The organism is Mycolicibacterium sp. MU0050 (assembly GCF_963378085.1).
GTDB classification, from domain to species: Bacteria; Actinomycetota; Actinomycetes; order Mycobacteriales; family Mycobacteriaceae; genus Mycobacterium; species Mycobacterium wendilense.
The window spans coordinates 3,200,462-3,224,518 of record NZ_OY726395.1; the positions used below are offsets into that span (position 1 = coordinate 3,200,462).

Sequence of the window (24,057 nt, forward strand, 5' to 3'; positions counted from 1 at the left end):
CCGATCCGCTCGGCCCCACTCGCGAGTCAGGCGGCCAGCGCGTGCCCCACCGGCGCCACCCCGACCACGGCGGGACGCACCGCGGTTTCGCAGCGGCGGGCCAGTTCCCGCCGGTCCGCCCCGGGCAGCTGCAGGGACTCGACCCGGACGTGCGCCACGGTGCGCCGCGCCACCACCAGGCGACACAGCGAAGCCCACAGGGTGTCCTCGCCGATGTAGGCCGGCACCGTCGAGGCGCTGCCGTCGCGGTGGTGATATGTCAGCCGCAGGGGCTGTGCGGGGCGTTCGGCGTCGATGGCGGCCTGGAACATCGCCGGGTGGAACCGGCCGTAGCCCAGCCCGCACCAGGTGGTGCCCTCCGGGAACGCGACCACCGTCTGCCCCGCCCGCAGCCGCTGGGCCACCGTGGCCACCACCGCCGGCAGCCGGCGCAGGCTGCTGCGCTCGATCGGGATCACCTTCATGAGCCGGGCCACCACTCCCAGCGCCGGCCACCGCACCATTTCCGCCTTGGCCACGAAGGAGCCGGGCAGCACCGCGCCGATGGTGAAGATGTCCACCCAGGACACGTGCCCCGCGACCACCAGCACGCCGCGCAGGTTGCGAATCGGCCCGCCGGAGACCGTGATCCGCACGCCGAGCGCGCGCAGCATCAGGCGGCAATAGCCGCGTTGCAGATGCGAACGGCCCGGCAGCGGGACCGCCAGCAGCGGCAGCGCGGGCAGCAGCACCATCGCCAGGGTCGCGCGCAGCACCACCCGCGCCGCGATCACCGCTGCCCGGTCGCCCGGCGCCGCACCGGCGCGCAGGCAGGCCTCGGTGCAGGAGGCCCGGGGCAGCCAGGCGTGTTCGGCGGGCATCACAGCCCCGACTCCGCTCGCGCGGCCATGGATCGCAGCCTGCGCAGGTAGCGGGTGTCCGCGCGACTCTTCGCCAGCAGCGCGGGAAAGTCCCCGACGCCGAACTCCGGGTCGTACGCGGGTTCGCCGCATACCTGGGCGCCCAGTCGCAGATAGCCGCGCAGCAGCGGCGGCAGGCCGGGGCGGGCCGGCGGTTCGATGTCGTCGAGTCCACGACCCCCGATGACCACCGGGTGGTAGGGATACACGGTGTGCTCGGGGGCCGCCGGGTGCCGTCGGGTCACGATGTCGCGGACGCCGCGGATCTGGGCGCCCGGCGCGTCGTCGTCGGGGCCCGCCACCGGGACCGAGACGCAGCCGGCCACGTAGTCGTAATCACAGCGGTCCAGGTAGGCCAGGATCCCGGTCCACATCATCAGCACCACCGCGCCGTTGCGATGCTCGGCGCGGACCACCGCGCGGCCCATCTCCACCAGCGACGGCCGCAGCGCATCCCAGCCGCCGACGTCGAATTCCGTTGCGGTGTAAAGGCCCCCGGCCGCGATCGCCCCCGGCGGCGGCAGCATGCGGTAGCAGCCCACCAGCTCGCCGGTGGTGTCGTCACGGACCAACAGGTGATCGCAGAACTCGTCGAACTCGTCGTGGTCGCGCCCGTCGGGCGTGGCCGCGAGCCCGAACCCCGGCTCGGTGCTGAACACGTCGTGCCGCAGCCGCTGGGCGGCCTCGATCAGCTCGGCGTCGGTGGACAGCAGCAGCGAATAGCGGGCCGCGCCGGCCGGGGCGGATTGCTCGGCGGGAATGAGGACGGCTGCAGTGCTCATGGCCTGCACGTTCGCGCAGCCACCGGGCGTGGCGGCAAGCAATGCGTGACGTGTTCGTGAGCGTCAGATGACGAGTTGAGGTGCGCACGAAACAAAATCGCCCTTCTCCGCAAGGGAGAAGGGCGATTCTGGTCAGCGTGCTCGAGATCAGCCCTTGCGAGCCTTGACCGCCTCGGTCAGCTGCGGGGACACGTTGAACAGGTCGCCCACGATGCCGTAGTCGGCGATCTCGAAGATCGGCGCCTCTTCGTCCTTGTTGACCGCGACGATGGTCTTCGAGGTCTGCATGCCGGCGCGGTGCTGGATGGCCCCGGAGATGCCCAGGGCGATGTACAGCTGCGGCGACACGGTCTTGCCGGTCTGACCGATCTGGAACTGGCCCGGGTAGTAACCCGAGTCCACCGCCGCACGCGAGGCGCCGACGGCCGCGCCGAGGGCGTCGGCGAGTTCCTCGACCACCGAGAACTTCTCGGCGGATCCCACGCCACGACCACCGGCGACGACGACCGAGGCCTCGGTCAGCTCCGGACGGTCACCGGCCACCGCGGGCTCGCGGGCGGTGATCTTGGTGGCGTTCTCGGCCTGCGCGGGCACCTCGACGGTGACCTGCTCGCCGGCACCGGCGGTGGGGGCCGCCTCGATGGCACCCGGACGCACGGTGATGACCGGCGCGTCGCCGTTGGCCTGGGCCTCGACGGTGTAGGCGCCACCGAAGATCGAGTGGGTGCCCTTGGCGCCCTCCTTGACCTCGACGACGTCGACCAGCAGGCCGGAGCCCTGCCGCGCGGCCAACCGGCCGGCGATCTCCTTGCCGTCGGCGTTGGCGGCGATCAGCACCGCGGCCGGCGAGCTCTGCTCGACCAGCGCGGCCAGCACGTCGACGTACGGCGTGATGAGGAAGTTGTCCACATCCTCGGACTCGGCGACGTAGATCTTGGCGGCACCGGCCGCCTTGAGCTCGTCGACCAGACCGGCCGCGGTGCCGGGGGCGCCCACCACGACGGCGGAGGGCTCACCCAGCACGTTGGCGGCGGTGATCAGTTCGGCGGTGACCTTCTTGAGGGCACCTTCGGCGTGCTCAACGAGCACAAGTACTTCAGCCATGGATTCTTAGCCTCTTTGCTCTGAGTTGGAAGTCGCTTAGATCAGCTTCTGCGCGACCAGGTAGTCGGCGATCTTGGTGCCGCCGTCGCCCTCGTCGGTGATCTTCTCGCCCGCGGTCTTGGGCGGCTTGGGGGTCGACGACAGCACGGTCGAACCGGCGTTGGCCACGCCCACCTCGTCACCCTCGACGCCGATCTCGGCCAGGGTCAGGGTGGTGACTTCCTTCTTCTTGGCGGCCATGATGCCCTTGAAGGACGGGAAGCGCGGCTCGTTGATCTTCTCGTTGACGCTGACCACGGCGGGCAGCGTGGCCTCGAGGGTGAAGACACCCTCGTCGGTCTCGCGCTCGCCGGTGACCTTGCCGCCCTCGACGTTGAGCTTGCGCACGTGGGTCAGCTGCGGCAGGCCCAGGTACTCGGCGATGATCGCCGGGACGGCACCGCCGACGCCGTCGGTGGCCTCGTTGCCGGCGATGACCAGCTCGGTGCCCTCGATGGTGCCCAGCGCGCGGGCCAGCGCCCAGCCGGTCTGGATGACGTCGGAACCGTGCATCCCTTCGTCATTGAGGTGCACCGCCTTGTCGGCACCCATCGACAGGGCCTTGCGGATCGCCTCGGTGGCGCGCTCGGGTCCGGCGGTGAGCACCGTGACAGTGCTGTCGCCGCCTTCCCTCTCCTTGATCAGCAGCGCCTCTTCCACGGCGCGCTCGTTGATCTCGTCCAGCACGGCGTCAGCGGCCTCACGATCCAGCGTGAAGTCGCCGTCGGACAGCTTGCGCTCCGACCACGTGTCTGGGACCTGTTTGATCAGGACCACGATGTTCGTCATGACTCTGGTTCGTCCTCCTCGACGGGCCCCACGGCGGCGGCAACCGCTGTGAGTAACTTTGTGCCTCGGGCCAGTGTTCGTCCCACCTCGCAATGTTACTAGCCGGTAACTTTTGGTGGTCCGCTTGTACACCATAACCGAGCACGCTGCATGTTCTTACCCTCCGGTCACCCGCTATCACAGCGCGGCGCTGTGTCACCTGAGCGCTTCGGGTTAGCCTGCCTGCACCATGAGCGCATTCGTGACCGACGGTCCAGTTGACCCGAATCCTGCCGAGCAGCCGCCACAGCCCGGCACCGTGCCGCCGTCGGAATTGCCGCTCACCGGGGAGCGAACCATCCCCGGTCTCGACGTCGAGAACTATTGGTTCCGCCGTCACGAGGTCGTCTACCTGCAGTTAGCGCCCCTGTGCGCCGATCGGGAGGTGCTCGAGGCCGGCTTCGGCGAGGGCTACGGCGCCGACCTGCTCGCCGGGGTCGCCCGGCGCGTCATCGGCGTCGATTACGACGAGTCCGCGGTCGCCCACGTCCGCTCCCGCTACCCCCGGGTGGAGGCGCGCCAGGGCAACCTCGCCGAACTTCCGCTCGCCGACTCCTCGGTCGACGTTGTGGTCAACTTGCAGGTCATCGAACATCTGTGGGATCAGTCACAATTTGTCGCCGAATGCCGGCGCGTGTTGCGCCCGGGCGGCATGTTGCTGATGTCCACGCCCAACCGGATCACCTTCACCCCCGGCAGCGACACCCCGATCAATCCCTTCCACACCCGCGAACTCAACGCCGCCGAGCTGACCGAGCTGCTGGTCGAGGGCGGATTCACGGTCGAACGGCTCTGCGGCGTCTTTCACGGGCCGGCGTTGCGCGCGCTCGACGACAAGCACGGCGGATCGATCATCGACGCCCAGATCGCCCGGGCCCTGGCCGACGCGCCCTGGCCCGAGGAGTTGCTCGCCGACGTCGCCGCCGTGGCGAGCGCGGACTTCGACCTGCTCGACGCCGCCGACGACGGCGTCGACATTGACGCGAGCCTGGATCTGGTCGCCGTCGCGGTGCGGCCATGACCGCGCCGGTCCCGGGCATGTTCAGCCTGGTGCTGCACACCCACCTGCCATGGTTGGCGCACCACGGGCGCTGGCCCGTCGGCGAGGAGTGGCTCTACCAGTCGTGGTCGGCCTGCTACCTGCCGCTGATGCGGGTGCTGCGCCGCCTCGCCGCCGAAGACCGCCGGGGCGTGCTCACGCTCGGCCTGACCCCGGTGGTGACCGCGCAGCTCGACGACCCGTACTGCCTCGACGGCATGCACCACTGGCTGGCGAACTGGCAGCTGCGCGCCCTGGAGGCGACCACCCTGACCGGTGATGGCTCAGACGCGTTGCGGGAGTTCGGGATTCGCGAACACGCCCACGCCGACGAGGCCCTCGAGGACTTCACCACGCTGTGGCGGCACGGCGGCAGCCCGCTGCTGCGCGAGCTGATCGACGCCGGCACCCTCGAACTGCTCGGCGGTCCCCTGGCCCATCCGTTCCAGCCGCTGCTGGCGCCGCGCCTGCGCGAGTTCGCGCTGCGCGAGGGGTTGGCCGACGCCCAGCAGCGCTTCGCCCACACCCCGTCGGGTATCTGGGCCCCGGAGTGCGCCTATGCGCCCGGGATGGAGACCGGATACGCGGCCGCCGGCGTCACGCACTTCATGGTGGACGGGCCGTCGCTGCACGGCGACACCGCGCTGGGCCGTCCGGTGGGTGACACCGACGTGCTGGCCTTCGGACGCGACCTGCAGGTCAGCTACCGGGTCTGGTCGCCGAAGTCCGGCTATCCGGGCCACGGCGCCTACCGCGACTTCCACACCTACGACCACACCACCGGGCTGAAGCCCGCGCGGGTGACCGGGCGCAAGGTGGCCTCCGAGGACAAAGCGCCCTACGACCCACCGCGCGCCGAGGCCGCCGTCGACGCCCACGTCGCCGACTTCGTCGAGGTGATCCGGCGCCGGCTGATCTCCGAATCCGAGCGCATCGGCCGGCCGGCCCACGTGGTCGCCGCCTTCGACACCGAGTTGTTCGGTCACTGGTGGTACGAGGGTCCGATGTGGCTGGAGCGGGTCCTGCGCGCGCTGCCCGAGGCCGGCATCCAGCTCGGCACGCTGCGCGACGCCGCCGCCGCCGGTTACACCGGCACCCCGGTCGAATTGCCGCCCAGCTCTTGGGGTTCCGGCAAGGACTGGCAGGTGTGGTCCGGCGAGCAGGTCGCCGACCTGGTGCAGCTGAACGCCGAGGTGGTCGACACCGCGCTGGCGTCGGTGGACAAGGCGCTGGCCCAGGCCGGCGGCCCGGGCCGGCCCCCCGCCCGCGACCACGTGGCCGACCAGATTCTGCGCGAGACCCTGCTGACGGTGTCCAGCGACTGGCCGTTCATGGTCAGCAAGGATTCCGCGGCCGAGTACGCGCGCTACCGCGCGCATCTGCATGCGCACGCCACGCGCGAGATGGCCGCCGCGCTGGACTCCGGGCGTCGCGACGCGGCCATCCGCCTCGCCGAGAACTGGAACCGCGCCGACGGCCTGTTCGGCGCGCTGGACGCCCGGCGGTTGCCCCGGCCATGACCCCGTCCTCTTCGCGCGAGCGTGCATGTCCCCGGCCGACACGCCGCGCAATTGCCGTAGTTTCCGCACACTCGATCCGTTGTGAGGCGCGCCAGTGAGAATCCTGATGGTGTCGTGGGAGTACCCGCCGGTGGTGATCGGCGGCCTCGGCCGGCACGTGCATCACCTGGCGACCGACCTGGCCGCGGCCGGCCACGAGGTGGTGGTGCTGTCCCGCCGGCCGACCGACACCGATCCCAGCACGCACCCGTCCACCGACGAGGTCGCCGAGGGGGTGCGCGTCATCGCCGCCGCACAGGACCCGCACGAGTTCGCCTTCGGCACCGACATGATGGCCTGGACGCTGGCGATGGGCCACGCCATGGTGCGCTCGGGCCTGACGTTGCGCGACTGGCAGCCCGACCTCGTGCACGCCCACGACTGGCTGGTGGCACACCCGGCGATCGCGCTGGCCGAATTCTTCGATGTGCCACTGGTTTCCACCATCCACGCCACCGAGGCCGGCCGACACTCCGGCTGGATCTCCGGCCCGGTCAGCCGCCAGGTGCATGCGCTGGAGTCCTGGCTGGTGCACGAATCGGATTCGCTGATCGCCTGTTCGGAGTCGATGCGCGAGGAGATCACCCGCCTGTTCGGGCCCGGCCTGTCCGAGATCACCGTGATCCCCAACGGAATCGACACCGCCGGCTGGCCGTTCGCGCAGCGCCGGCCGCACGAGGGGCCCCCGGAATTGCTGTACTTCGGCCGGCTCGAATACGAGAAGGGCGTCCACGAGGCCATCGCCGCCCTGCCGCGCATCCGCCGGGCATACCCCGGGACCACCCTGACCATCGCCGGGGACGGCACCCAGCTGGACTGGCTCATCGAGTTGGCGCGCAAACACAAGGTACGCAAGGCAACCAAGTTCATCGGTCGCGTGGACCATCAGGAACTGCTGCGGCTGCTGCATCGGGCCGACGCGGCGGTGCTGCCCTCGCACTACGAACCGTTCGGCATCGTGGCGCTCGAGGCCGCCGCGGCCGGCACCCCCCTGGTGACCTCCAACGTCGGCGGGCTGGGCGAGGCGGTCATCGACGGGTTCACCGGGGTGTCGTGTCCCCCGCGCGACGTCGGCGCGCTGGCCGCGGCGGTGCGAACGGTGCTCGCCGACCCGGCCGCCGCGCAACGCCGCGCCGTGGCCGCGCGGGAGCGCCTGACCGCCGACTTCTCCTGGTCGACGGTGGCCGACGCCACCTCGCAGGTCTACCTGGCGTCCAAGCGCGCCGAGCGGGAACCGCAGCGGCGCCGCGTCATCGTGGAGCGTCCGCTGCCCGACTACGGCTGAAGCCCGCGGGCCGCGGCGCGGTCAGCGGGCGGCTTTCTTCCGTTCGATGTCGGCCAGCGCGGCGGCCAGCTCGGCGCGCTGCGCCGCCGAGTTCTCCCAGGCCAGCTTGCGGTTCTTGACCACCTTCGCCGGCGCGCCCACGGCGATCGAGAAGTCCGGCACCTCGCCGCGGACCACCGCGTGCGAACCCAACACGCAGCCGCGTCCGATCGAGGTGCCGCGCAGGACGCTGACCTTGGCCGCGACCCAGGTGTCCGGGCCGATCCGCACGGGGCTCTTCACGATGCCCTGGTCTTTGATCGGCAGGTTGATGTCGTCCATCTTGTGGTCGAAGTCCACGATGTAGCACCAGTCCGCCATCAGCACCGAATCGCCGAGCTCGATGTCCAGGTAGGTGTTGATCACGTTGTCCCGGCCGAGTACCACCTTGTCGCCGATGCGCAGCGAACCCTCGTGACACCGGATGGTGTTCTTGTCGCCGATGTGCACCCAGCGCCCGATCTCCATCTGGGACAGCTCGGGGGTCGCCTGGATCTCCACGTCCTTGCCCAGGAAGACCATTCCCCGGGTGATGATGTGCGGGTTGGCCAGCTTGAACTTCAGCAGCCGCCAGTACCGGACCAGGTACCACGGCGTGTAGGCGCGGTTGGCCAGCACCCATTTCAGCGATGCGCGCGTCAGAAACTTGGCCTGCCGCGGATCGCGCAGCCGCGAACCCCGCCACCGCTTGTGGATTGGTGCACCCCACATGGTCGTCATGGGCGGGAAGCATACGCGAGCGCCGAACCTCGACGGGTTACCCTCGGTGGACTTCGACCGTGACGGCCGACCTCGAACGACGGGCTCATCCGAGCCGACCGGAAAGGACTTCCCTGGTGCTTCGGCGACTTGCTGCACTGGCATCCGCCTCCCTGGTCGCCGTGGTGGTAGTGGCCGGCTGCGCGGACACCGATCCGTGGGTGCACGCCGCCCCGGCCGACGGCTGGCCCGCGCCCTACGCCGACGCGGCCAACAGCAGCTACACCGACACCGCGGGCGCCCGGGACCTGGAGCCCGCGTGGACCCGGTCGGTCAAGGGTGAACTCGGCGCCGGGGTGGCCCTCGGCGCCTTCGGCTACCTGGCCGCCAACGCCCAGACCGAGGCCGGGTGCTCGCTGATGGTGTGGGAGAACGACAACAACGCGCGCCAACGCTGGTGTACCCGGCTGGCCCAGGGCGGCGGGTTCGGCGGGCCGTTGTTCGACGGGTTCGACAACCTCTACGTCGGCCAGCCCGGGGCCATGCTGTCCTTCCCGCCCACGCAGTGGATCCGGTGGCGTCAGCAGGTGATCGGGATGCCCCTGACACCAAGGCTTCTGGGGAACGGCGAGCTGCTGGTGGTCACGCATCTGGGTCAGGTGCTGGTGTTCGACGCGCACCGCGGCACCGTGGTGGGCAATCCGATCGACCTGGTCGACGGCGTCGACCCGACCGATCCGCAGCGTGGTCTCGACGACTGCGCCCCGGCTCGGTCGCGTTGTCCCGTCGCGGCCCCGCCGGCCTTCTCCCCGGCGTCGGGCATCATCGTGCTGAGCCTGTGGCAGCCCGGGGCGTCCGCGGCCACCCTGGTCGGCCTGCGCTACCGGCAGGGCCAGAACCCCTTGCTGACGCGGGAGTGGACCAGCGACGCCGTCGCGGCCGGGGTGCTGGCCGCGCCGACCCTGTCCGCCGACGGCGCCACCGTCTACGTCAACGGCCGGGACCGGAAACTGTGGGCGTTGAACGCCGACGACGGCGAGGTGAAGTGGTCGGTGCCGCTGAACCATCTGGCGCAGACCCCGCCGACGGTGTCCCCCGACGGCACGCTGCTGGCCGGCGGCGGCCCGGACGCCGTCCTGACCGGCATCGAGGACCTCGGCGATAAGGCCGAAATCCGTTGGCGGCGAGGCGATGTCGAGAACCTGACCTCGGCCGGCCAGGCCGGAGCCGAGGTCGCCTACACGGTGGTCAGCGACGAGGGGGCCGACGGTCTGGCGTTGCTGGTGTTCGATCCGCGCGACGGCGAGACGATCAACAGTTATCCGCTGCGCGGGGCCACCGGATTTCCGGTCGGGGTCGCCGTCGGCGCCGACGGTCGGGTGGTCGCCGCGACCAGCGACGGGCAGGTCTACGGCTTCGACGCCCGCTGAGACGGCCTCAGGCCAACAGCGGGCCGACGGCCGTGCGCGGCAGGCTGACCTCGAACACGCCTGCCGTCTCGGCCAGCAGCGCCCCGCGGTCGAAGAAGAAGATCAACGCATCATCGGTGAGCGCGAAGTTCTGATAGGCCCGCGGATCCAGTCCGGCTCCTGCCGGGATCGGCTCGGCCGCCCCGAACTGCTTGCTCACCTCGCCCTGCACCAACGCGCGCAGCACCGGAAACGGCTCGACGTCCGGGCGGAACAAGGTGTCGATGGTGACGGGCTCGCGCAGCCCGTTGTCCCAGGTGAACGTCTTGTAGAAGGTCGCGGCGCGCGGGCCGCCCACGTCCTCGTAGGTTTCCAGGACCACCGACCGGGTGTCCCGCGGCCCGACGGCCGCGCCGTACTCGCGGGCCCGCATCTCCAGCGCGTACGGGCGCGAGCGCGCATCCGGGGTCTGGGCCACGTTGAGGAAGCCGTCGCGGGTCTGCCGGACGTAGTCGTGCAGCGCTTCGGCGTCCGGGTAGGTGGCCGGGAAGCTGAGGTCCACCCGGTAACCGGGATCGGACCGCAGAATCTGGCACACCTGTTCCACTTGGGTGGCGTCGAGGTCGGCACACGTCGGCGCCGCGGCGGCCGCGGAGCCGGCGCTGAGCAGGGCACCGAGGGTCAGGACGGCCGCGGCCGTGGCCACCGAGCGGTTACGCATCCCGACACGATACCGAGCCGGCGCGCGGGGCCCGGGCGGCAAGTCAAAGGGCCAGCGGGGGCAACTGGTCGCGCGGTAGCGCCACGGCGTGCGCGCCGGCGGCCCCGGCCATGAGCACGCCGCGATCGAAGTAGAAGATCAGCTCCTCGGGTGTGACCGCGAAGCTCTGGTAGTTGGCGGCGTCCAGACCGGCCTTCGGCGACACCGGGTCGGCGACGTCGAGCCGGTCGGCCAGCGCGCGCTGCACCAGCGGGTAGATCGCGTCGAGCGGACGGGTCTCGGGGGCGAACAGGGTCTCGAAGGTGAGCGGACGCTGCCGCGCCAGGTCGTAGTTGAACGTCTGATACCACGACGACGGGTGCGCGCCGCCGACGTTCTGGTACACCTCGAACGCGACCGACCGGGTGGTCTCGGTGCGGTGCTCGGTGGCCTGGATCTCCATCCGGTACGGCCGGTTGTGCGCGCGTCGGTCCTGTGCCGTTTCGACGAAGCGGTCGCGGGTGGTGGTGACGAACTCGGTGATGGCGCCCTGGTCCGGATAATCCACGGGGAAGGCGATATTCAGCTCGTAGTCGGTGCGCGCCTCGTGCGTCCGGCACAGCCCGTCCTCGGTGCGGGTGCCGCCGAGATCGCTGCACCCGTCGGCGGCGGCGACCGGCGGCGCCCACCCGAGCAGGGCGGCCGCGAGCAGCGCGGTGAGCAACCAGAGCCGGGCCATGGCCCGAGCCTAGTCCCGCGTGGCCGGCGCCCGGCTCGAACGGCAGATGAATGCGACAGCGCGGGCGGCCCGGCCGGTGCCGATGCGGGTGATCACCACCGACAACGGGGTGCCGCCGCGGGGCCGCAGCCGGCGCCGCAGCGCATCGGGGTCTACCCGCACCCCGCGCACCAGGATCTCCAGGGCACCACAGTCCAGCGTCGAAAGCGCTTGCCGCAATGCCTTTTCGGTGAACGGGAGCTGGTCGATGACCTCGAAGCCACGCACTCCCGGCGGCACCGCGTCGCCGGTGAGGTAGGCGATGTCGGGGTCCAACTGCCACAGTCCGTGCCGCGCGCCGTAGTGGCGCACCAGCCCGGCACGCACCACCGCGCCGTCCGGGTCGACGATCCAGCGACCCGCCGGGCCGACCCCGCAGTCGTCGTCGGCGGCGTCGGTGAGCTGTTCCCCGGAATCGAGCAGGCTGGCCCGCCGGGCGACCCCGGGCTCGGCCAGGCCCGCCGACCACAGACACGCCTCCCGCACCGAGCCCTGCCACGACGTGATCTCGATCTCACCGCGGAAGCCCATGTCCCCCAAGGCCTCGAAGTCGATTCCGGGCGCGCACTTGACCACCAGGTCGCGGCCGGCGTAGACCGCGAGCAGGTCGTCGAGGGCCGGGGCGTAGTCCCGCGGGTCGAACCGACGCCGCCCGGCGCTGCGCCGCGCCGGGTCGGCGACGACGACGGTGTCGGCGGTGATCGGTGCCAGTGCGTCGGCGCGACACAGCAGCACGGGGGCGTCGGCGAGATTGTGCCGGGCCATCGCCAGCCGGACGGGGTCGGTGTCGCTGCCGACGACGGCGGTCGCGCTGCCGTGCAACGCGGCCAGTTCGGCACCGATCGAACAGGTGACGTCGGAGACCGCGCGGCCGGCCAGGCGGCGCGCCCGATGCGCCGCGACCGGGGCCGCGGTGGCCTGCTGCAGCGCCTCGTCGGTGAACAGCCAGCCCTGCGCGCCGGGCAGCTTCTGCGCCGATCTGCGGCGCAGCAGGGTGGTCTCCACCAGGACGGCGGTGTGCTCGCCGTAGCGGGCCCGCACGGCGGCGATGTCGGCGATGCGGTCGCCGGCCAGCGGCAGCGCGGCAACCTCGGCCAGGGCCGCCGCACCCCGCGGCGACGTCAGGAACTCGACGTCGTCGAGGGTGAACGCCAGCCCGGAGCTCAGGTTCCGGCGGGTTCGGCAGCCGAACCGGGCTTCACCCCGGTCACCATCACGTTGTAGAACCAGCCCTTGGGCACCACCCGACGCCACACGTTCGCGTCGACCCAGCTCAGGGAGGTCCAGCTGCCGAAGGCGAACTTCGCCCAACCCCAGCCGAGCTTGCCCGGCGGCACCGCGGCCTCGAACGTCCGCACCGGCCAGCCGAGCATCGCGGCGGTGAACTCCTCGCTGGCCGTGCGCACCTCGACGGCGCCGGCGTTGGTGGCCATCCGCTCGAGATCGGCGGGATCGAAGGTGTGCAGGTCCACGACGGCCTCCAGGGCCGCGGCGCGGGAGGACTCGTCGAGTTCGGTCTGCGGGCGGCGCCAGTCCCGCAGGAACGGCAGCTTCGTGATGTTGGTGGCGGCGTGCCAGGTCAGCGTCGACAGCTCCCGCGCGTACCGGTTGCCCACGGTGGTGGGCTCGCCGGCGAAGATGAACCGTCCGCCCGGCTTGAGCACCCGGACCACCTCGCGCAGCGACAGTTCGACGTCGGGGATGTGGTGCAGCACGGCGTGGCCGACCACCAGGTCGAAGGTGTTGTCCTCGTAGGGGATGCCCTCCGCATCGGCGACACGGCCGTCGATGTCCAGGCCGAGGCCCTGGCCGTTGCGGGTGGCGACCTTGACCATGCCCGGGGACAGGTCGGTGACCGAGCCTCGGCGGGCAACCCCGGCCTGGATCAGGTTGAGCAGGAAGAAGCCGGTGCCGCAGCCCAATTCGAGGGCCCGGTCGTAGGGCAGTTCGCGCTGCACCTCTTCCGGTACCGCGGCATCGAAACGGCCCCGGGCATAGTCGACGCACCGCTGGTCATACGAGATGGACCACTTGTCGTCGTAGCTCTCGGCCTCCCAGTCGTGGTAGAGCACCTGGGCGAGCTTGCTGTCCTTCATGGCGGCTTCGACCTGCTCCGCGGTGGCGTGCGGGTTGGGCGCCGGTGATTCGTGCGTGCTGGTCATGGAAAGTCAGCCTAAACGGTGGTGCCGGCCGCGAAGACATCCAGGTAGCGTCGGCGCCGCTCGTCAGCGTCGCACCGGCCGTCGATCATGTCCTTGGCGGCGGCCACCGCCACCGCGGGCGCCCGCAGGTAGCGCCGGGCCCGCGCGCACGCGGCGTCGTACACCGCGTCGGGGGCCACCAGCTGATCCAGCAGGCCCATGGCGGCCGCCTCCTCGGCGTCCACGAAGCGCCCGCTGAACACCATGTCCTTGGCGTGCCCGGGCCCGACCGCGGCCGCCAGCCGGTCCAGCGCCGCGCCGTCGGGGATCAGATCCGCGAGGATCTCCGAGGCCGCGACCTTGACGTTGTCCCCGGCCACCCGCCAGTCCGCGGCCAGCGCCAGCGTCAGCCCCGCACCCAGCGCGTACCCGGTGACCGCGGCGATCGTGGGTTTCGGGATCGCCGCTACGGCACCGATCGCGGCGTCGCGCACCGCCGCCGCGGTGGCCGCTTCCGCGGCGGACAGCGTGCGCAGTTCCGGCACGTCGTCGCCGGCGGAGAAGATCTCGTGTCCCCCGAACAGGATCACCACCGCGATGTCTTCCCGGGCGGCGACGTGCTCGGCGGTGGCAGCCACCTCGCGGTACATCTGCCGGGTCAGCGCGTTGCTCGGCGGCCGGGACAGCCAGATGGTGCCGATGCCCGGCTGCTGGGCGTCGGTGTGCAGGCTGACGAACTCGTGGCCGCCGGTCACGGAGCGCGTCCGGCCCGGGCGGCGTTGTAGCGCTCGCTGTCGAAGAACTCGATCTCCCAGTTGCCGTTCGCCTCGGTCAGGTGCGGCTGCACGGGGACGATCTGGCGTTCGACGGCCAGGATGTCGGCGACCGAGCGGCCACCGGCCAGCGAGTCCAGCTGCGTCCAGGTCGGCGGCAGCAGGAAGATGCGCTGGGCGGCGAACTCGGCCAGCGCGGCCTCGGGCTTGGCCCACGCCACCCGGTCGGACTCGGTGTTCTCACCGTCGGCCAGCTGACCTGGCGGCAGCGCGCCGACAAAGAAGTAGGTGTCGTAGCGGCGGGTGCGTTCCTCCTCGGGCGTCACCCAGTTGGCCCACGGGCGCAACAGGTCGGCCCGCAGCATCAGCTTCTCGCTGCGCAGAAAGTCCCCGAACGACAGCGAGTTGTCGGCCAGCGCCTTGCGCGCCTGCCGGTAGACGCTCGCGTCGTCGACCAGCAGGTCGGGGTCGTCGGCGGCCCCGGCGAACAGCACGCCGGATTCCTCGAACGTCTCCCGGGCCGCCGCGCACACCAGGGCCAGGGCCAGGTCCTCGTCGACACCCAGGCGCTGCGCCCACCACGACGGCGGCGGACCGTGCCAGTCGATGTCGGCGTTGCGGTCCCGGTCGTCGACCCCGCCGCCGGGGAAGACCACCACGCCACCGACGAACTCCATCGCGCGATGCCGACGCATCAGGAACACCTCGGTGCCGTCGGCCTCCTCCCGCACCAGCATCACCGTGGCGGCCGGGCGGACGGGAAGCGGCTCGGGTCGGTCGCTCATGCGCGTCTCCTGTGTGCGGCGCGACTACGCACGCGTCGCGCGAAATAACGGCCGTCGATGGTGTCGACGGTGATGGCCTGTCCGAAGGCCTTGGACAGGTTCTCCGAGGTCAACACGTCGGGCAACAGGCCGCTGGCCACCGTCTGCCCCTCGGCGAGCAGCAGGCAGTGGGTGAATCCCGGCGGGATCTCCTCGACATGATGGGTGACCAGGACGATGGCCGGTGCGTCGGGGTCGGCGGCCAGGTCGGCCATCCGGGCGACGAGTTCCTCGCGCCCCCCGAGATCGAGGCCGGCGCCCGGCTCGTCGAGCAGCAGCAGTTCAGGATCGGTCATCAACGACCGCGCGATGAGCACCCGTTTGCGCTCGCCCTCCGAGAGGGTGCCGTAGGTGCGATCGGCGAGGTGTTCGCCGCCGACGCTTTCCAGCATGTCGACGGCCTGGGCGTAGTCCATGTCCTCGTAGCGTTCCCGCCAGCGCCCCAGCACCGAGTAACCCGCCGACACCACGAGGTCGCGCACCACCTCGTCGTCGGGGACCCGCTGCGACAACGCGGAGGAGGACAGCCCCACCCTGGCTCGCAGCTCCGAGACGTCGATGCGGCCCAGCCGCTCCCCCAGCACGAAGGCGGTCCCGGACGACGGGTGTTCGGTGGCGGCGGCCATGCGCAACAGCGAGGTCTTCCCGGCGCCGTTGGGGCCCACGACCACCCAGCGCTCGTCGAGTTCGACCTGCCAGTTCAGCGGTCCGACGAGGTTGCGCCCGCCGCGGCGCAACGCCACGTCGCGGAAGTCGATCAACAGGTCGGCGTCGGTGACGTCGGCTGGGTCAAGGTCGGCTTCGGGCACTCGACCATGGTAGTCATGCGATTTGCAGGAGCTAGACCGGCGGGATCTCGACGCGCCGCAGGGTGCCGTCCACCGCGTCGGCGGCCTCGATCTCGCCGCGGGTGATGCCCAGGAAGAACAACACCGTGTCCAGGTAGGGGTAGCTCAACGACGCGTCGGCGACCTCGCGCAGCGCGGGCTTGGCGTTGAACGCCACCCCCAGGCCCGCCGCGGCGAGCATGTCGATGTCGTTGGCGCCGTCGCCCACCGCCACGGTCTGCTCCATGGGCACGCCGGCCTGACTGGCGAAATCGCGCAGCGCCTTGGCCTTGCCCGGGCGGTCGATGATGGTCCCGGTCACCCGTCCGGTGAGCTTGCCGTCGACGATCTCCAGGTGGTTGGCCGCCACGTAGTCGAGCATGAGTTCCTCGGCCAGCGGCTCGATCACCTGGCGGAAACCGCCGGACACCACGCCGCAGTGAAAACCCAAGCGCCGCAGGGTACGCAGCGTGGTCCGGGCCCCCGGGGTCAACTGCAGTTCCTGGGCGACGTCGTCGACGACCTCCGCCGGCAGACCCGCCAGCGTGGCCACCCGTTCCCGCAGCGAGTCCTCGAAGTCGAGTTCCCCGCGCATGGCGGCCTCGGTGATCTGCGCGACCTTGGCCTCGGCGCCGGCCCGCGCCGCCAGCATCTCGATGACCTCGCCCTGGATCAGCGTGGAGTCCACGTCGAACACGATGAGCCGCTTGGCCCGGCGCTCCAGCGAATACTTCTCGACGGCCAGGTCCACGCCCTGCTCCCCCGCCACCCGCGCGAGCGCATTCTGCAGCGCCACTGCGCTTCCCGGCGGCACCGAGACGCGCAACTCCAACCCGGTCACCGGGTAATCGGAGACGCCGCGGATGGTGTCGATGTTGACGCCGAGTTCCGCGGCCTCACGAGCCAGGACGCCGAAGGCCTCCGCGGTGATCGGCCGGCCCAGCACGACGATGGTGTGCGTGGACGGCTCCACGATCACCGGGATGTCGTCGCTGCGTTCGATCGTGACCTCTAGGCCGACTCCGTGGATCGCCGTCTCGACGGCCTCCCGGAACCGGTCCCCGCCGACGGTCTCGGCCGAGCCGGACACCAGGACCCCGAGCGTGAGCCGACCGCGGATCACCACCTGCTCGACGTTCAGCAGCTCCACTTTGTGGGTCGAGAGCACGCCAAACAGCGCGGAGGTGACGCCCGGTCGGTCCACACCGGTGACCGTGATGAGGACCGACACCTTCCCCGAGGTGGGGGCCACGGTCACCTCTAGGTGCGGACGTTTGCGTCGTCGAGCCGCGTGACGTCACCGTCGTCGGGTCCGTGGGACCGTCCGACGTGGGCCTCGGCCCGCATCCGCTCGACCATGTGCGGGTAGTGCAGCTCGAAGGCCGGTCGCTCGGAACGGATGCGCGGCAGCTCGGTGAAGTTGTGCCGCGGCGGCGGGCAGCTGGTGGCCCACTCCAGGGAGTTGCCGAAGCCCCACGGGTCGTCGACCGTGACGACCTCGCCGTAGCGCCAGCTCTTGAAGATGTTCCAGACGAACGGCAGCACCGAGATACCCAGGATGAACGAGCCGATGGTGGACACCACGTTGAGCGTGGTGAAACCGTCGCTGGCCAGGTAGTCGGCGTACCGACGCGGCATGCCCTCGTCGCCGACCCAGTGCTGCACCAGGAAGGTGGTGTGGAAGCCGACCAGGGTCAGCCAGAAGTGCAACTTGCCCAGGCGCTCGTCGAGCATCCGGCCGGTCATCTTCGGGAACCAGAAGTAGATGCCCGCGTAGGTGGCGAACACGATGGTGCCGAAGAGCACGTAGTGGAAGTGCGCGACCACGAAGTAGCTGTCGGTGACGTGGAAGTCCAGCGGCGGGCTGGCCAGCAGCACGCCCGAGAGGCCACCGAGCAGGAACGTCACGATGAAGCCCACCGAGAACAGCATCGGTGTCTCGAACGTCAGTTGGCCCTTCCACATCGTGCCCAGCCAGTTGAAGAACTTGATACCGGTGGGCACCGCGATCAGGAATGTCATGAAGCTGAAGAACGGCAGCAGCACGGCGCCGGTCGCGTACATGTGGTGCGCCCACACCGCCAGCGACAGCGCGGCGATCGCCAGCGTCGCGTAGATCAGCGTGGTGTAACCGAAGATCGGCTTGCGCGAGAACACCGGGAAGATCTCACTGACGATGCCGAAGAACGGCAGCGCGATGATGTACACCTCTGGGTGCCCGAAGAACCAGAACAAGTGTTGCCACAACAGCACACCGCCGTTGGCCGGGTCGTAGATGTGTGCACCCAGGTGCCGGTCGGCGATCAGGCCCAGCAGCGCGGCGGTCAGCAGCGGGAAGGCCAGCAGCACCAGGATGGAGGTCACCAGGATGTTCCAGGTGAAGATCGGCATCCGGAACATCGTCATGCCCGGGGCCCGCATGCAGACCACGGTGGTGATCATGTTGACGCCACCGAGGATGGTGCCCAGACCACTGACGGCCAGGCCCATGATCCACAGGTCCGCGCCGGCACCCGGCGAGTGGATGGCGTCGGACAGCGGCGCGTAGCCGGTCCAGCCGAAGTCGGCGGCGCCGCCGGGGGTGATGAACCCGGAGGTGGCGATCAGCGCGCCGAACAGGAACAGCCAGAACGAGAAGGCGTTCAGCTTCGGGAACGCCACGTCCGGCGCGCCGATCTGCAGCGGCAGCACCAGGTTGGCGAAGCCGAACACGATCGGGGTCGCGTAGAACAGCAGCATCACCGTGCCGTGCATGGTGAACAGCTGGTTGAACTGTTCGTTCGACAGGAACTGCAGACCCGGCATCGCCAACTCCGTGCGCATCAGCAGGGCCATCAGGCCGCCGATGAAGAAGAAGGCGAAGCACACGACGCAGTACATGATGCCGATCAGCTTGTGATCGGTCGTCGTGATCAGCTTGTAGATCAGGTTGCCCTTGGGGCCCATCCGCTCCCTATAGGGACGAGTGGCCTCGAGTTCCCGCAACGGGGGCGCTTCGGCGGTCAAGAACTCCTCCAAACATCCGAGTACCGGGCATGGCGCCAGGGCACTTTAGATCTTCTGTGCCTGAATCCTATCCCCCATCTCCGTCGCTGTCGGCGCGGGTCCGACAATCTGTCGTAGATGTCGCGATCAGGGCCACTCGGACCGGCTCCGACCTGCTGTTCCGAGGCGGGCGCGCCGGGGTGTTACCGTCGGGTCCGTGCCGATTCGCACCACTTCCGTCGCTCTGGCCGCAGCGTTGGCGTTGCTGGTTTCCGGTTGTTCGCAGCCGCAGGGCCAGACCCCGGTCCCGCCGTCGGCCCCCGTGATCACCAGTACGACGACGATCGCCGGGGCCGGCGTGTTGGGCAATCAGCGTCGGCCCGACGAGTCCTGCGCCGCCGAACCCGCCGCGGCCGACCCCGGCGACGACGTCCGCCGGGTGCCCAGCGGCACCGAGCGCGGCGACGTGGACGTGCCGGCCGACCCGCAGCGCATCGTGGTGCTCGCCGGTGAGCAGCTCGACGTGTTGTGCGCGCTCGGGCTGCAGTCACGGATCGTGGCGGCGGCGCCGGCCGACGGGGCGCAGGCGCAGCCCTCCTATCTGGGCACCGTGATTCACGAACTGCCCGCGGTGGGCTCGGGCACCGGGATCGACGCGGCGGCGATCGCGGCGGCCGAACCCGACCTGATTCTCGGCTCGCGCGCGCTGACCCCGCAGGCCTACGGCGAGCTGTCGGCGATTGCGCCCACAGTGTTCACCGGCGCCGCGGGCGCCGACTGGCGGGACACTGTGCGCACCGTCGGGGCGGCCACCGGCCGCGCCGGAGCCGCCCACGACGTGGTGGCGAACTTCGACGAGGACGCCGAACAGGCCGGGATCGCCAACGACGCGACGCATTTCCAGGCCTCCGTCGTGCAGTTCACCGAGGACACCGTGCGGGTGTTCGGCGCGGAGAACTTCCCGGCCAGCGTGCTGGCCGCGGTGGGCGTGGATCGCCCTGCGGCACAACGCTTCACCGACAAACCGTTCGAGGAGATCGACATCACCGACCTCGACAAGGCGGACTTCTCGGCCGTCGAGGCCGACATCGTGTACGTGTCGTTCGCCTCCCCGGCGGCCAAGGACCACGCCCCCGCGGTGCTGGGCAGCGATGCCTGGCGCGCGCTGTCGGCCAACCGGGACAACCGGGTGTTCATCGTCAACAACGAGGTCTGGCAGACGGGTCAGGGTCCGGTCGCGGCCCGCGGCATCCTCGAGGATCTGCGCTGGCTCAACGCGCCCATCAACTAGCGGCCCGCGCGGCCCAAACGTCCACTCGTAGATCTCGAGAGAGGCCCATCGTGTTCCACGTGCTCAAGCTCACCTACCTGCAACCGCTCGACGTCGTCGACCAGACCCGCCCCGCGCACGTGGCGTGGATCCAGCGGGAGATCGAGGCGGGCCGGCTGCTGCTGGCCGGGCGCCAGGAGTCGCAGCAGGGTGGGGTGCTGATTACCGCCGACATCGACACCGCCGAGGCCGAGAGGTTGATGGCCGAGGACCCCTACCAGCTGGCCGGGTTGGTGAGCTACGAACGTCTGAGCTTCAACGGGGCGCTGCGCGCCGACTGCCTGTAGCCGCGGATTCTGTAACCATGGGGTAGCGACGATACGAAAGAGGGCACGCAAATATGACCACGACAGTTTCGGCCTACGCCGCCACCTCGGCCACCGACCCGCTCACCAAGACCACCATCGAGCGACGCGCCCCCGGCCCCCACGACGTGGCCTTCGACATCAAGTTCGCCGGGATCTGCCACTCCGACATCCACACCGTCAAGGGCGAGTGGGGCCGCCCGAACTACCCGGTGGTCCCCGGCCACGAGATCGCCGGTGTGGTCACCGAAGTCGGTTCGGCCGTCACCAAATTCAAGGTCGGCGATCACGTCGGCGTCGGATGCTTCGTCGACTCCTGCCGCGAGTGCGACAGCTGTAAGGCCGGCCTGGAGCAGTACTGCACCACCCGGGGTGGCATGCGCGGCACCTACAACTCGACCGAGCGCGACGGCAGCCCCACCTACGGTGGCTACAGCACCGCCATGGTCGTCGACGAGAACTACGTGTTGCGCATCCCGGAGTCCATCCCGCTGGACAAGGCCGCTCCCCTGCTGTGCGCCGGGATCACGGTGTACTCGCCGCTGCGGCACTGGAACGCCGGCCCCGGCAAGCGCGTCGCCGTGATCGGGCTCGGCGGCCTCGGGCACATGGCCGTCAAGATCGGCGTCGCGATGGGTGCCGAGGTGACGGTGCTCAGCCAGTCCCTCAAGAAGATGGAGGACGGTCTGCGGCTGGGCGCCTCGGCGTACCACGCGACCAGCGACCCCGACACCTTCAAGAAGCTCGCCGGCAGTTTCGACCTCATCATCAACACCGTGTCGGCGAACCTGGACATGTCCGCCTACCTGAACCTGCTGGCGCTGGACGGCACGCTGGTGGAACTCGGCGCGCCGGAGAAGCCGCTGGTGGTGCCGTTCTTCCCGCTGGGCGCGATGCGTCGCAGCCTGGCCGGCTCGATGATCGGCGGCATCCCCGAAACCCAGGAGATGCTCGATTTCTGCGCCGAGCACGACGTCACCCCGGAGATCGAGGTGATCGACGCGTCGTACATCAACGAGGCCTACGAGCGGGTCGTCTCCAGCGACGTCCGCTACCGCTTCGTCATCGACGCGTCGACCATCTGATCACGCGACCGGGCCGACGGCTGGGTCAGAAGTCCCAGTCGTCGTCCTCGGTGACGACGGCCTTGCCGATGACATACGAGCTGCCCGACCCGGAGAAGAAGTCGTGGTTCTCGTCGGCGTTGGGGCTCAGCGCCGACAGGATCGCCGGGTTGACGTCGGTCTCGTCGCGCGGGAACAGCGCCTCGTAGCCGAGGTTCATCAGCGCCTTGTTGGCGTTGTACCGCAGGAACTTCTTGACGTCCTCGGTGAGGCCGACCTCGTCGTAGAGGTCCTGGGTGTACTCGACCTCGTTGTCGTAGAGCTCGAACAGCAGCTCATAGGTGTAGTCCTTGAGCTCCTGCTGGGTGGCGGCGTCCTGCAGCGCCAGACCCTTCTGGTACTTGTAGCCGATGTAGTAGCCGTGCACCGCCTCGTCACGGATGATCAGCCGGATCATGTCGGCGGTGTTGGTGAGCTTGGCCCGGCTGCTCCAGTACATCGGCAGGTAGAAGCCCGAGTAGAACAGGAAGCTCTCCAGCAGCGTGGAGGCCACCTTGCGCTTGAGCGGCTCGTCGCCGTTGTAGTACTTCAGCACGATCTCGGCCTTGCGCTGCAGGTTCTGGTTCTCCTCCGACCAGCGGAACGCGTCGTCGATCTCGGCGGTGGAGCACAGCGTGGAGAAGATCTGGCTGTAGCTCTTGGCGTGCACCGACTCCATGAACGCGATGTTGGTGTACACCGCCTCCTCGTGCGGGGTCAGCGCGTCCGGGATCAGGCTGACCGCGCCGACGGTGCCCTGAATGGTGTCGAGCATCGTCAGGCCGGTGAAGACCCGCATGGTGAGCTGCTTCTCGTGGGCGGTCAGCGTCCCCCACGACGGGATGTCGTTGGACACCGGCACCTTCTCCGGCAGCCAGAAGTTGCCCGTCAGACGGTCCCAGACCTCGGCATCCTTCTCGTCTTGGACGCGATTCCAGTTGATGGCCGAAACCCGATCGATCAGCTTCATTCCGTCGGACACCTGAACCCCTCTTGGACGTGACAACTCGATAGAACTAACCGGCGTCCGCAACACTACCGCTGGGGGCCGACAACAAGCGGGAACACAACACCTTGTGTCGTCGGCGCGCCGCCGGAACCGGTCAGTTCGCCGGGATCAACCGGTATTCGTCGAGGTCCAGCGACCGCGTCGCCAGCCAGTACTGCCAGGTCATGCCGCCCCACAGGGTCCGGTTCACGCCGTGGGCATCCAGGTACCAGCTGCGGCAGCCGCCGGTGTTGAACACGGTGCCGGCCAAATCGTGCTGCAGCCGGGCGTTGTACCGGTCCGCGGCGGCGCGCGTCGGCGCCAATCCGGCCGCGCCGGCCTTGTCGGTGGCGGCGATGGCCTGCGCCACGTAGCGGATCTGGGACTCGATCATGAACACCACCGAGTTGTGCCCCAGCGCGGTGTTCGGGCCGAGCAGGAAGAACAGGTTGGGCATCTCGGCCACCGTGACGCCCCGCAGCGCCGACATGCCCTCGCGGTTCCAGCGGTCCACCAGGTCCTCCCCGCCGGGCCCCTTGATGTCGACGTAGGTGTAGGAGTCGGTGACGTGGAACCCGGTGGCGAACACCACCACGTCCACCGGCCGGGCGGTCCCGTCCGCGGTGACGATGCCGTCGGTGGTGAAGCGACTGATCCGGTCGGTGACGACGGTGGTGCGCGGGTCGGCGACGCCGCGATAGTAGGTATCGGAGTTGAGGATTCGCTTGCAGCCGGCCCGGTAGTCGGGCGTGAGCTTGGCACGCAGCTCGGGATCCTTGACGTGGCGGCGAATGTTCCACTTGCCCATCAGCTCACCGAGCTTGAGCAGCCGCGGGGCCTTCGTCATCGCGAACCCAACCGCCTCGTGTACCCAGTAGATACCCGCGCGCAGGGCCGCCCGAGTGCCCGGAACGGACGTGAAGACCCGCCGCAGCCCCGGCGGAATCGGGTTGTTGGGCCGCGGCATCACCCAGGCCGGGGTGCGCTGGTAGAGCTGGAGTTCGGCGACCTCACCGACGATCTCGGGCACGATCTGAATGGCGCTGGCCCCGGTGCCGATCACCGCGACGCGCTTGCCGGCAAGGTCGACGTCGTGGTCCCACCGCGCGGAATGGAAAGCGGCGCCGCCGAATTCGTCCAACCCGTCGAAGTCCGGAATCAGCGGGATGTGCAGCCCGCCGGCACCGGAGATGAGGAACTGGGCCACGTATTCCGTACCGTCGGTGGTGAATACGTGCCAGCGCAGTTCGTCGTCGTCCCATACCGCGCGGTCCACATGCGCGCCGAAGTGGACGTGGCGCCGCAACCCGTACTTGCTGGTGACACCCAGCAGATAGTCCTGGATCTCCGGCTGGAACGACCACATGTGCGTCCAGTCGGCCTTCGGCTCGAAGGAGAACGAGTACATGTGCGACGGGATGTCGCAGGCACACCCGGGGTAGGTGTTGTCGCGCCAGGTCCCGCCGATCTCGTCGGCCTTCTCGAGGAGCAGGAATTCGACGCCCTGCCGCTGCAAGGCGATGGCCATCCCGATACCGGAGAACCCGGTACCGATGATCAGGGCACGGGTCTGAACGGGCGCGGTGGCGTCGGTCATGCGACCACGCTACCCGCCCTATGC

The 24,057-nt window shown here is 69.8% G+C and carries 23 protein-coding genes; 7 read left to right on the top strand and 16 right to left on the bottom strand.

Annotated features, from left to right (window positions below):
* Positions 1-26: 26 nt before the first annotated feature.
* From R2K23_RS15120 to R2K23_RS15135, 4 genes are all read right to left on the bottom strand, one after another.
* Positions 27-860: a lysophospholipid acyltransferase family protein gene (locus tag R2K23_RS15120; RefSeq protein WP_316510408.1), complete on the bottom strand. Its 834-nt coding sequence runs from the start codon at positions 858-860 to the stop codon at positions 27-29.
* The gene (locus R2K23_RS15125; protein WP_316510409.1) at positions 860-1,681 is read right to left on the bottom strand and encodes a GNAT family N-acetyltransferase; all 822 of its coding nucleotides are present in this window, start codon (positions 1,679-1,681) and stop codon (positions 860-862) included. Before R2K23_RS15125 ends, R2K23_RS15120 begins: the two co-directional genes overlap by 1 nt.
* A 147-nt stretch (positions 1,682-1,828) precedes the next feature.
* Complete coding sequence (locus R2K23_RS15130; protein WP_316510410.1) at positions 1,829-2,785, bottom strand: electron transfer flavoprotein subunit alpha/FixB family protein; 957 nt, start codon at positions 2,783-2,785, stop codon at positions 1,829-1,831.
* 36 nt (positions 2,786-2,821) lie between these two features.
* Positions 2,822-3,613 carry an electron transfer flavoprotein subunit beta/FixA family protein gene (locus R2K23_RS15135; RefSeq protein WP_316510411.1) on the bottom strand — a complete coding sequence of 264 codons (792 nt, stop codon included), beginning with the start codon at positions 3,611-3,613 and terminating at the stop codon, positions 2,822-2,824.
* A gap of 229 nt (positions 3,614-3,842) precedes the next feature.
* Here R2K23_RS15135 and R2K23_RS15140 point away from each other — a divergent pair, with 229 nt between their 5' ends.
* From R2K23_RS15140 to R2K23_RS15150, 3 genes are all read left to right on the top strand, one after another.
* On the top strand, positions 3,843-4,673 hold the full coding sequence (locus tag R2K23_RS15140; RefSeq protein ID WP_316510412.1) for a class I SAM-dependent methyltransferase: 831 nt from the start codon (positions 3,843-3,845) through the stop codon (positions 4,671-4,673).
* Positions 4,670-6,211, top strand: coding sequence for a glycoside hydrolase family 57 protein (locus tag R2K23_RS15145; RefSeq protein ID WP_316510413.1), 1,542 nt, complete (start codon positions 4,670-4,672; stop codon positions 6,209-6,211). Before R2K23_RS15140 ends, R2K23_RS15145 begins: the two co-directional genes overlap by 4 nt.
* Positions 6,212-6,305: 94 nt before the next feature.
* Positions 6,306-7,535: a glycosyltransferase family 4 protein gene (locus R2K23_RS15150; protein ID WP_316510414.1), complete on the top strand. Its 1,230-nt coding sequence runs from the start codon at positions 6,306-6,308 to the stop codon at positions 7,533-7,535.
* 21 nt (positions 7,536-7,556) lie between these two features.
* On the opposite strand, the gene R2K23_RS15155 is transcribed toward R2K23_RS15150, so the two are convergent.
* Positions 7,557-8,294: an acyltransferase gene (locus R2K23_RS15155; RefSeq protein WP_316510415.1), complete on the bottom strand. Its 738-nt coding sequence runs from the start codon at positions 8,292-8,294 to the stop codon at positions 7,557-7,559.
* Between the two features lie 116 nt (positions 8,295-8,410).
* Here R2K23_RS15155 and R2K23_RS15160 point away from each other — a divergent pair, with 116 nt between their 5' ends.
* Positions 8,411-9,703 carry a PQQ-binding-like beta-propeller repeat protein gene (locus tag R2K23_RS15160; protein ID WP_316510416.1) on the top strand — a complete coding sequence of 431 codons (1,293 nt, stop codon included), beginning with the start codon at positions 8,411-8,413 and terminating at the stop codon, positions 9,701-9,703.
* Between the two features lie 7 nt (positions 9,704-9,710).
* On the opposite strand, the gene R2K23_RS15165 is transcribed toward R2K23_RS15160, so the two are convergent.
* The 9 genes from R2K23_RS15165 to ctaD are packed head-to-tail and all read right to left on the bottom strand — an operon-like array spanning position 9,711 to position 18,731.
* Complete coding sequence (locus R2K23_RS15165; RefSeq protein ID WP_316510417.1) at positions 9,711-10,403, bottom strand: esterase; 693 nt, start codon at positions 10,401-10,403, stop codon at positions 9,711-9,713.
* Between the two features lie 43 nt (positions 10,404-10,446).
* Positions 10,447-11,121: an esterase gene (locus R2K23_RS15170; RefSeq protein ID WP_316510418.1), complete on the bottom strand. Its 675-nt coding sequence runs from the start codon at positions 11,119-11,121 to the stop codon at positions 10,447-10,449.
* A 9-nt stretch (positions 11,122-11,130) separates the two neighbouring features.
* Complete coding sequence (locus tag R2K23_RS15175) at positions 11,131-12,315, bottom strand: THUMP-like domain-containing protein (RefSeq protein WP_316517303.1); 1,185 nt, start codon at positions 12,313-12,315, stop codon at positions 11,131-11,133.
* A gap of 8 nt (positions 12,316-12,323) precedes the next feature.
* Complete coding sequence (locus tag R2K23_RS15180) at positions 12,324-13,322, bottom strand: class I SAM-dependent methyltransferase (protein ID WP_316510419.1); 999 nt, start codon at positions 13,320-13,322, stop codon at positions 12,324-12,326.
* Positions 13,323-13,333: 11 nt separating this feature from the next.
* The gene (locus R2K23_RS15185; protein ID WP_316510420.1) at positions 13,334-14,056 is read right to left on the bottom strand and encodes an enoyl-CoA hydratase; all 723 of its coding nucleotides are present in this window, start codon (positions 14,054-14,056) and stop codon (positions 13,334-13,336) included.
* Complete coding sequence (locus R2K23_RS15190; RefSeq protein WP_316510421.1) at positions 14,053-14,859, bottom strand: NUDIX hydrolase; 807 nt, start codon at positions 14,857-14,859, stop codon at positions 14,053-14,055. Before R2K23_RS15190 ends, R2K23_RS15185 begins: the two co-directional genes overlap by 4 nt.
* A complete protein-coding gene (locus R2K23_RS15195) occupies positions 14,856-15,707 on the bottom strand; it encodes an ABC transporter ATP-binding protein (RefSeq protein WP_316510422.1) in 852 nt (283 codons plus the stop codon). Before R2K23_RS15195 ends, R2K23_RS15190 begins: the two co-directional genes overlap by 4 nt.
* 31 nt (positions 15,708-15,738) lie before the next feature.
* On the bottom strand, positions 15,739-16,977 hold the full coding sequence (gene serB, locus R2K23_RS15200; protein ID WP_396892094.1) for a phosphoserine phosphatase SerB: 1,239 nt from the start codon (positions 16,975-16,977) through the stop codon (positions 15,739-15,741).
* Between the two features lie 8 nt (positions 16,978-16,985).
* Positions 16,986-18,731 (bottom strand): aa3-type cytochrome oxidase subunit I, encoded by a 1,746-nt coding sequence (gene ctaD / locus R2K23_RS15205; RefSeq protein ID WP_316510424.1) that lies wholly within the window; start codon positions 18,729-18,731, stop codon positions 16,986-16,988.
* A gap of 196 nt (positions 18,732-18,927) precedes the next feature.
* Between ctaD and R2K23_RS15210 the strand changes: the two genes are divergently transcribed.
* From R2K23_RS15210 to R2K23_RS15220, 3 genes are read left to right on the top strand one after another with little or no spacing between them, the layout of a single operon-like run.
* On the top strand, positions 18,928-20,001 hold the full coding sequence (locus tag R2K23_RS15210; RefSeq protein ID WP_396892096.1) for an ABC transporter substrate-binding protein: 1,074 nt from the start codon (positions 18,928-18,930) through the stop codon (positions 19,999-20,001).
* Positions 20,002-20,051: 50 nt separating this feature from the next.
* A complete protein-coding gene (locus R2K23_RS15215; protein ID WP_316510425.1) occupies positions 20,052-20,327 on the top strand; it encodes a YciI family protein in 276 nt (91 codons plus the stop codon).
* Between the two features lie 53 nt (positions 20,328-20,380).
* Entirely contained in the window at positions 20,381-21,430 is a 1,050-nt protein-coding gene (locus R2K23_RS15220; protein WP_316510426.1) for an NAD(P)-dependent alcohol dehydrogenase, read from the top strand.
* A 25-nt stretch (positions 21,431-21,455) separates the two neighbouring features.
* On the opposite strand, the gene nrdF is transcribed toward R2K23_RS15220, so the two are convergent.
* Together nrdF and R2K23_RS15230 are read right to left on the bottom strand one after the other, a co-directional pair.
* Positions 21,456-22,418, bottom strand: coding sequence for a class 1b ribonucleoside-diphosphate reductase subunit beta (gene nrdF / locus R2K23_RS15225; RefSeq protein ID WP_396893606.1), 963 nt, complete (start codon positions 22,416-22,418; stop codon positions 21,456-21,458).
* A gap of 133 nt (positions 22,419-22,551) precedes the next feature.
* Positions 22,552-24,033, bottom strand: a complete 1,482-nt coding sequence (locus R2K23_RS15230) for a flavin-containing monooxygenase (RefSeq protein WP_316510428.1) — start codon at positions 24,031-24,033, stop codon at positions 22,552-22,554.
* Positions 24,034-24,057: the final 24 nt, after the last annotated feature.

Coding starts and splice junctions, on each gene's coding strand:
- R2K23_RS15120 (WP_316510408.1), bottom strand. CDS start 860: ATGCCCGCCGAACACGCCTGGCTGCCCCGGGCCTCCTGCACCGAGGCC.
- R2K23_RS15125 (WP_316510409.1), bottom strand. CDS start 1,681: ATGAGCACTGCAGCCGTCCTCATTCCCGCCGAGCAATCCGCCCCGGCC.
- R2K23_RS15130 (WP_316510410.1), bottom strand. CDS start 2,785: ATGGCTGAAGTACTTGTGCTCGTTGAGCACGCCGAAGGTGCCCTCAAG.
- R2K23_RS15135 (WP_316510411.1), bottom strand. CDS start 3,613: ATGACGAACATCGTGGTCCTGATCAAACAGGTCCCAGACACGTGGTCG.
- R2K23_RS15140 (WP_316510412.1), top strand. CDS start 3,843: ATGAGCGCATTCGTGACCGACGGTCCAGTTGACCCGAATCCTGCCGAG.
- R2K23_RS15145 (WP_316510413.1), top strand. CDS start 4,670: ATGACCGCGCCGGTCCCGGGCATGTTCAGCCTGGTGCTGCACACCCAC.
- R2K23_RS15155 (WP_316510415.1), bottom strand. CDS start 8,294: ATGACGACCATGTGGGGTGCACCAATCCACAAGCGGTGGCGGGGTTCG.
- R2K23_RS15165 (WP_316510417.1), bottom strand. CDS start 10,403: ATGCGTAACCGCTCGGTGGCCACGGCCGCGGCCGTCCTGACCCTCGGT.
- R2K23_RS15170 (WP_316510418.1), bottom strand. CDS start 11,121: ATGGCCCGGCTCTGGTTGCTCACCGCGCTGCTCGCGGCCGCCCTGCTC.
- R2K23_RS15180 (WP_316510419.1), bottom strand. CDS start 13,322: ATGACCAGCACGCACGAATCACCGGCGCCCAACCCGCACGCCACCGCG.
- R2K23_RS15190 (WP_316510421.1), bottom strand. CDS start 14,859: ATGAGCGACCGACCCGAGCCGCTTCCCGTCCGCCCGGCCGCCACGGTG.
- R2K23_RS15220 (WP_316510426.1), top strand. CDS start 20,381: ATGACCACGACAGTTTCGGCCTACGCCGCCACCTCGGCCACCGACCCG.
- nrdF (WP_396893606.1), bottom strand. CDS start 22,418: ATGAAGCTGATCGATCGGGTTTCGGCCATCAACTGGAATCGCGTCCAA.
- R2K23_RS15230 (WP_316510428.1), bottom strand. CDS start 24,033: ATGACCGACGCCACCGCGCCCGTTCAGACCCGTGCCCTGATCATCGGT.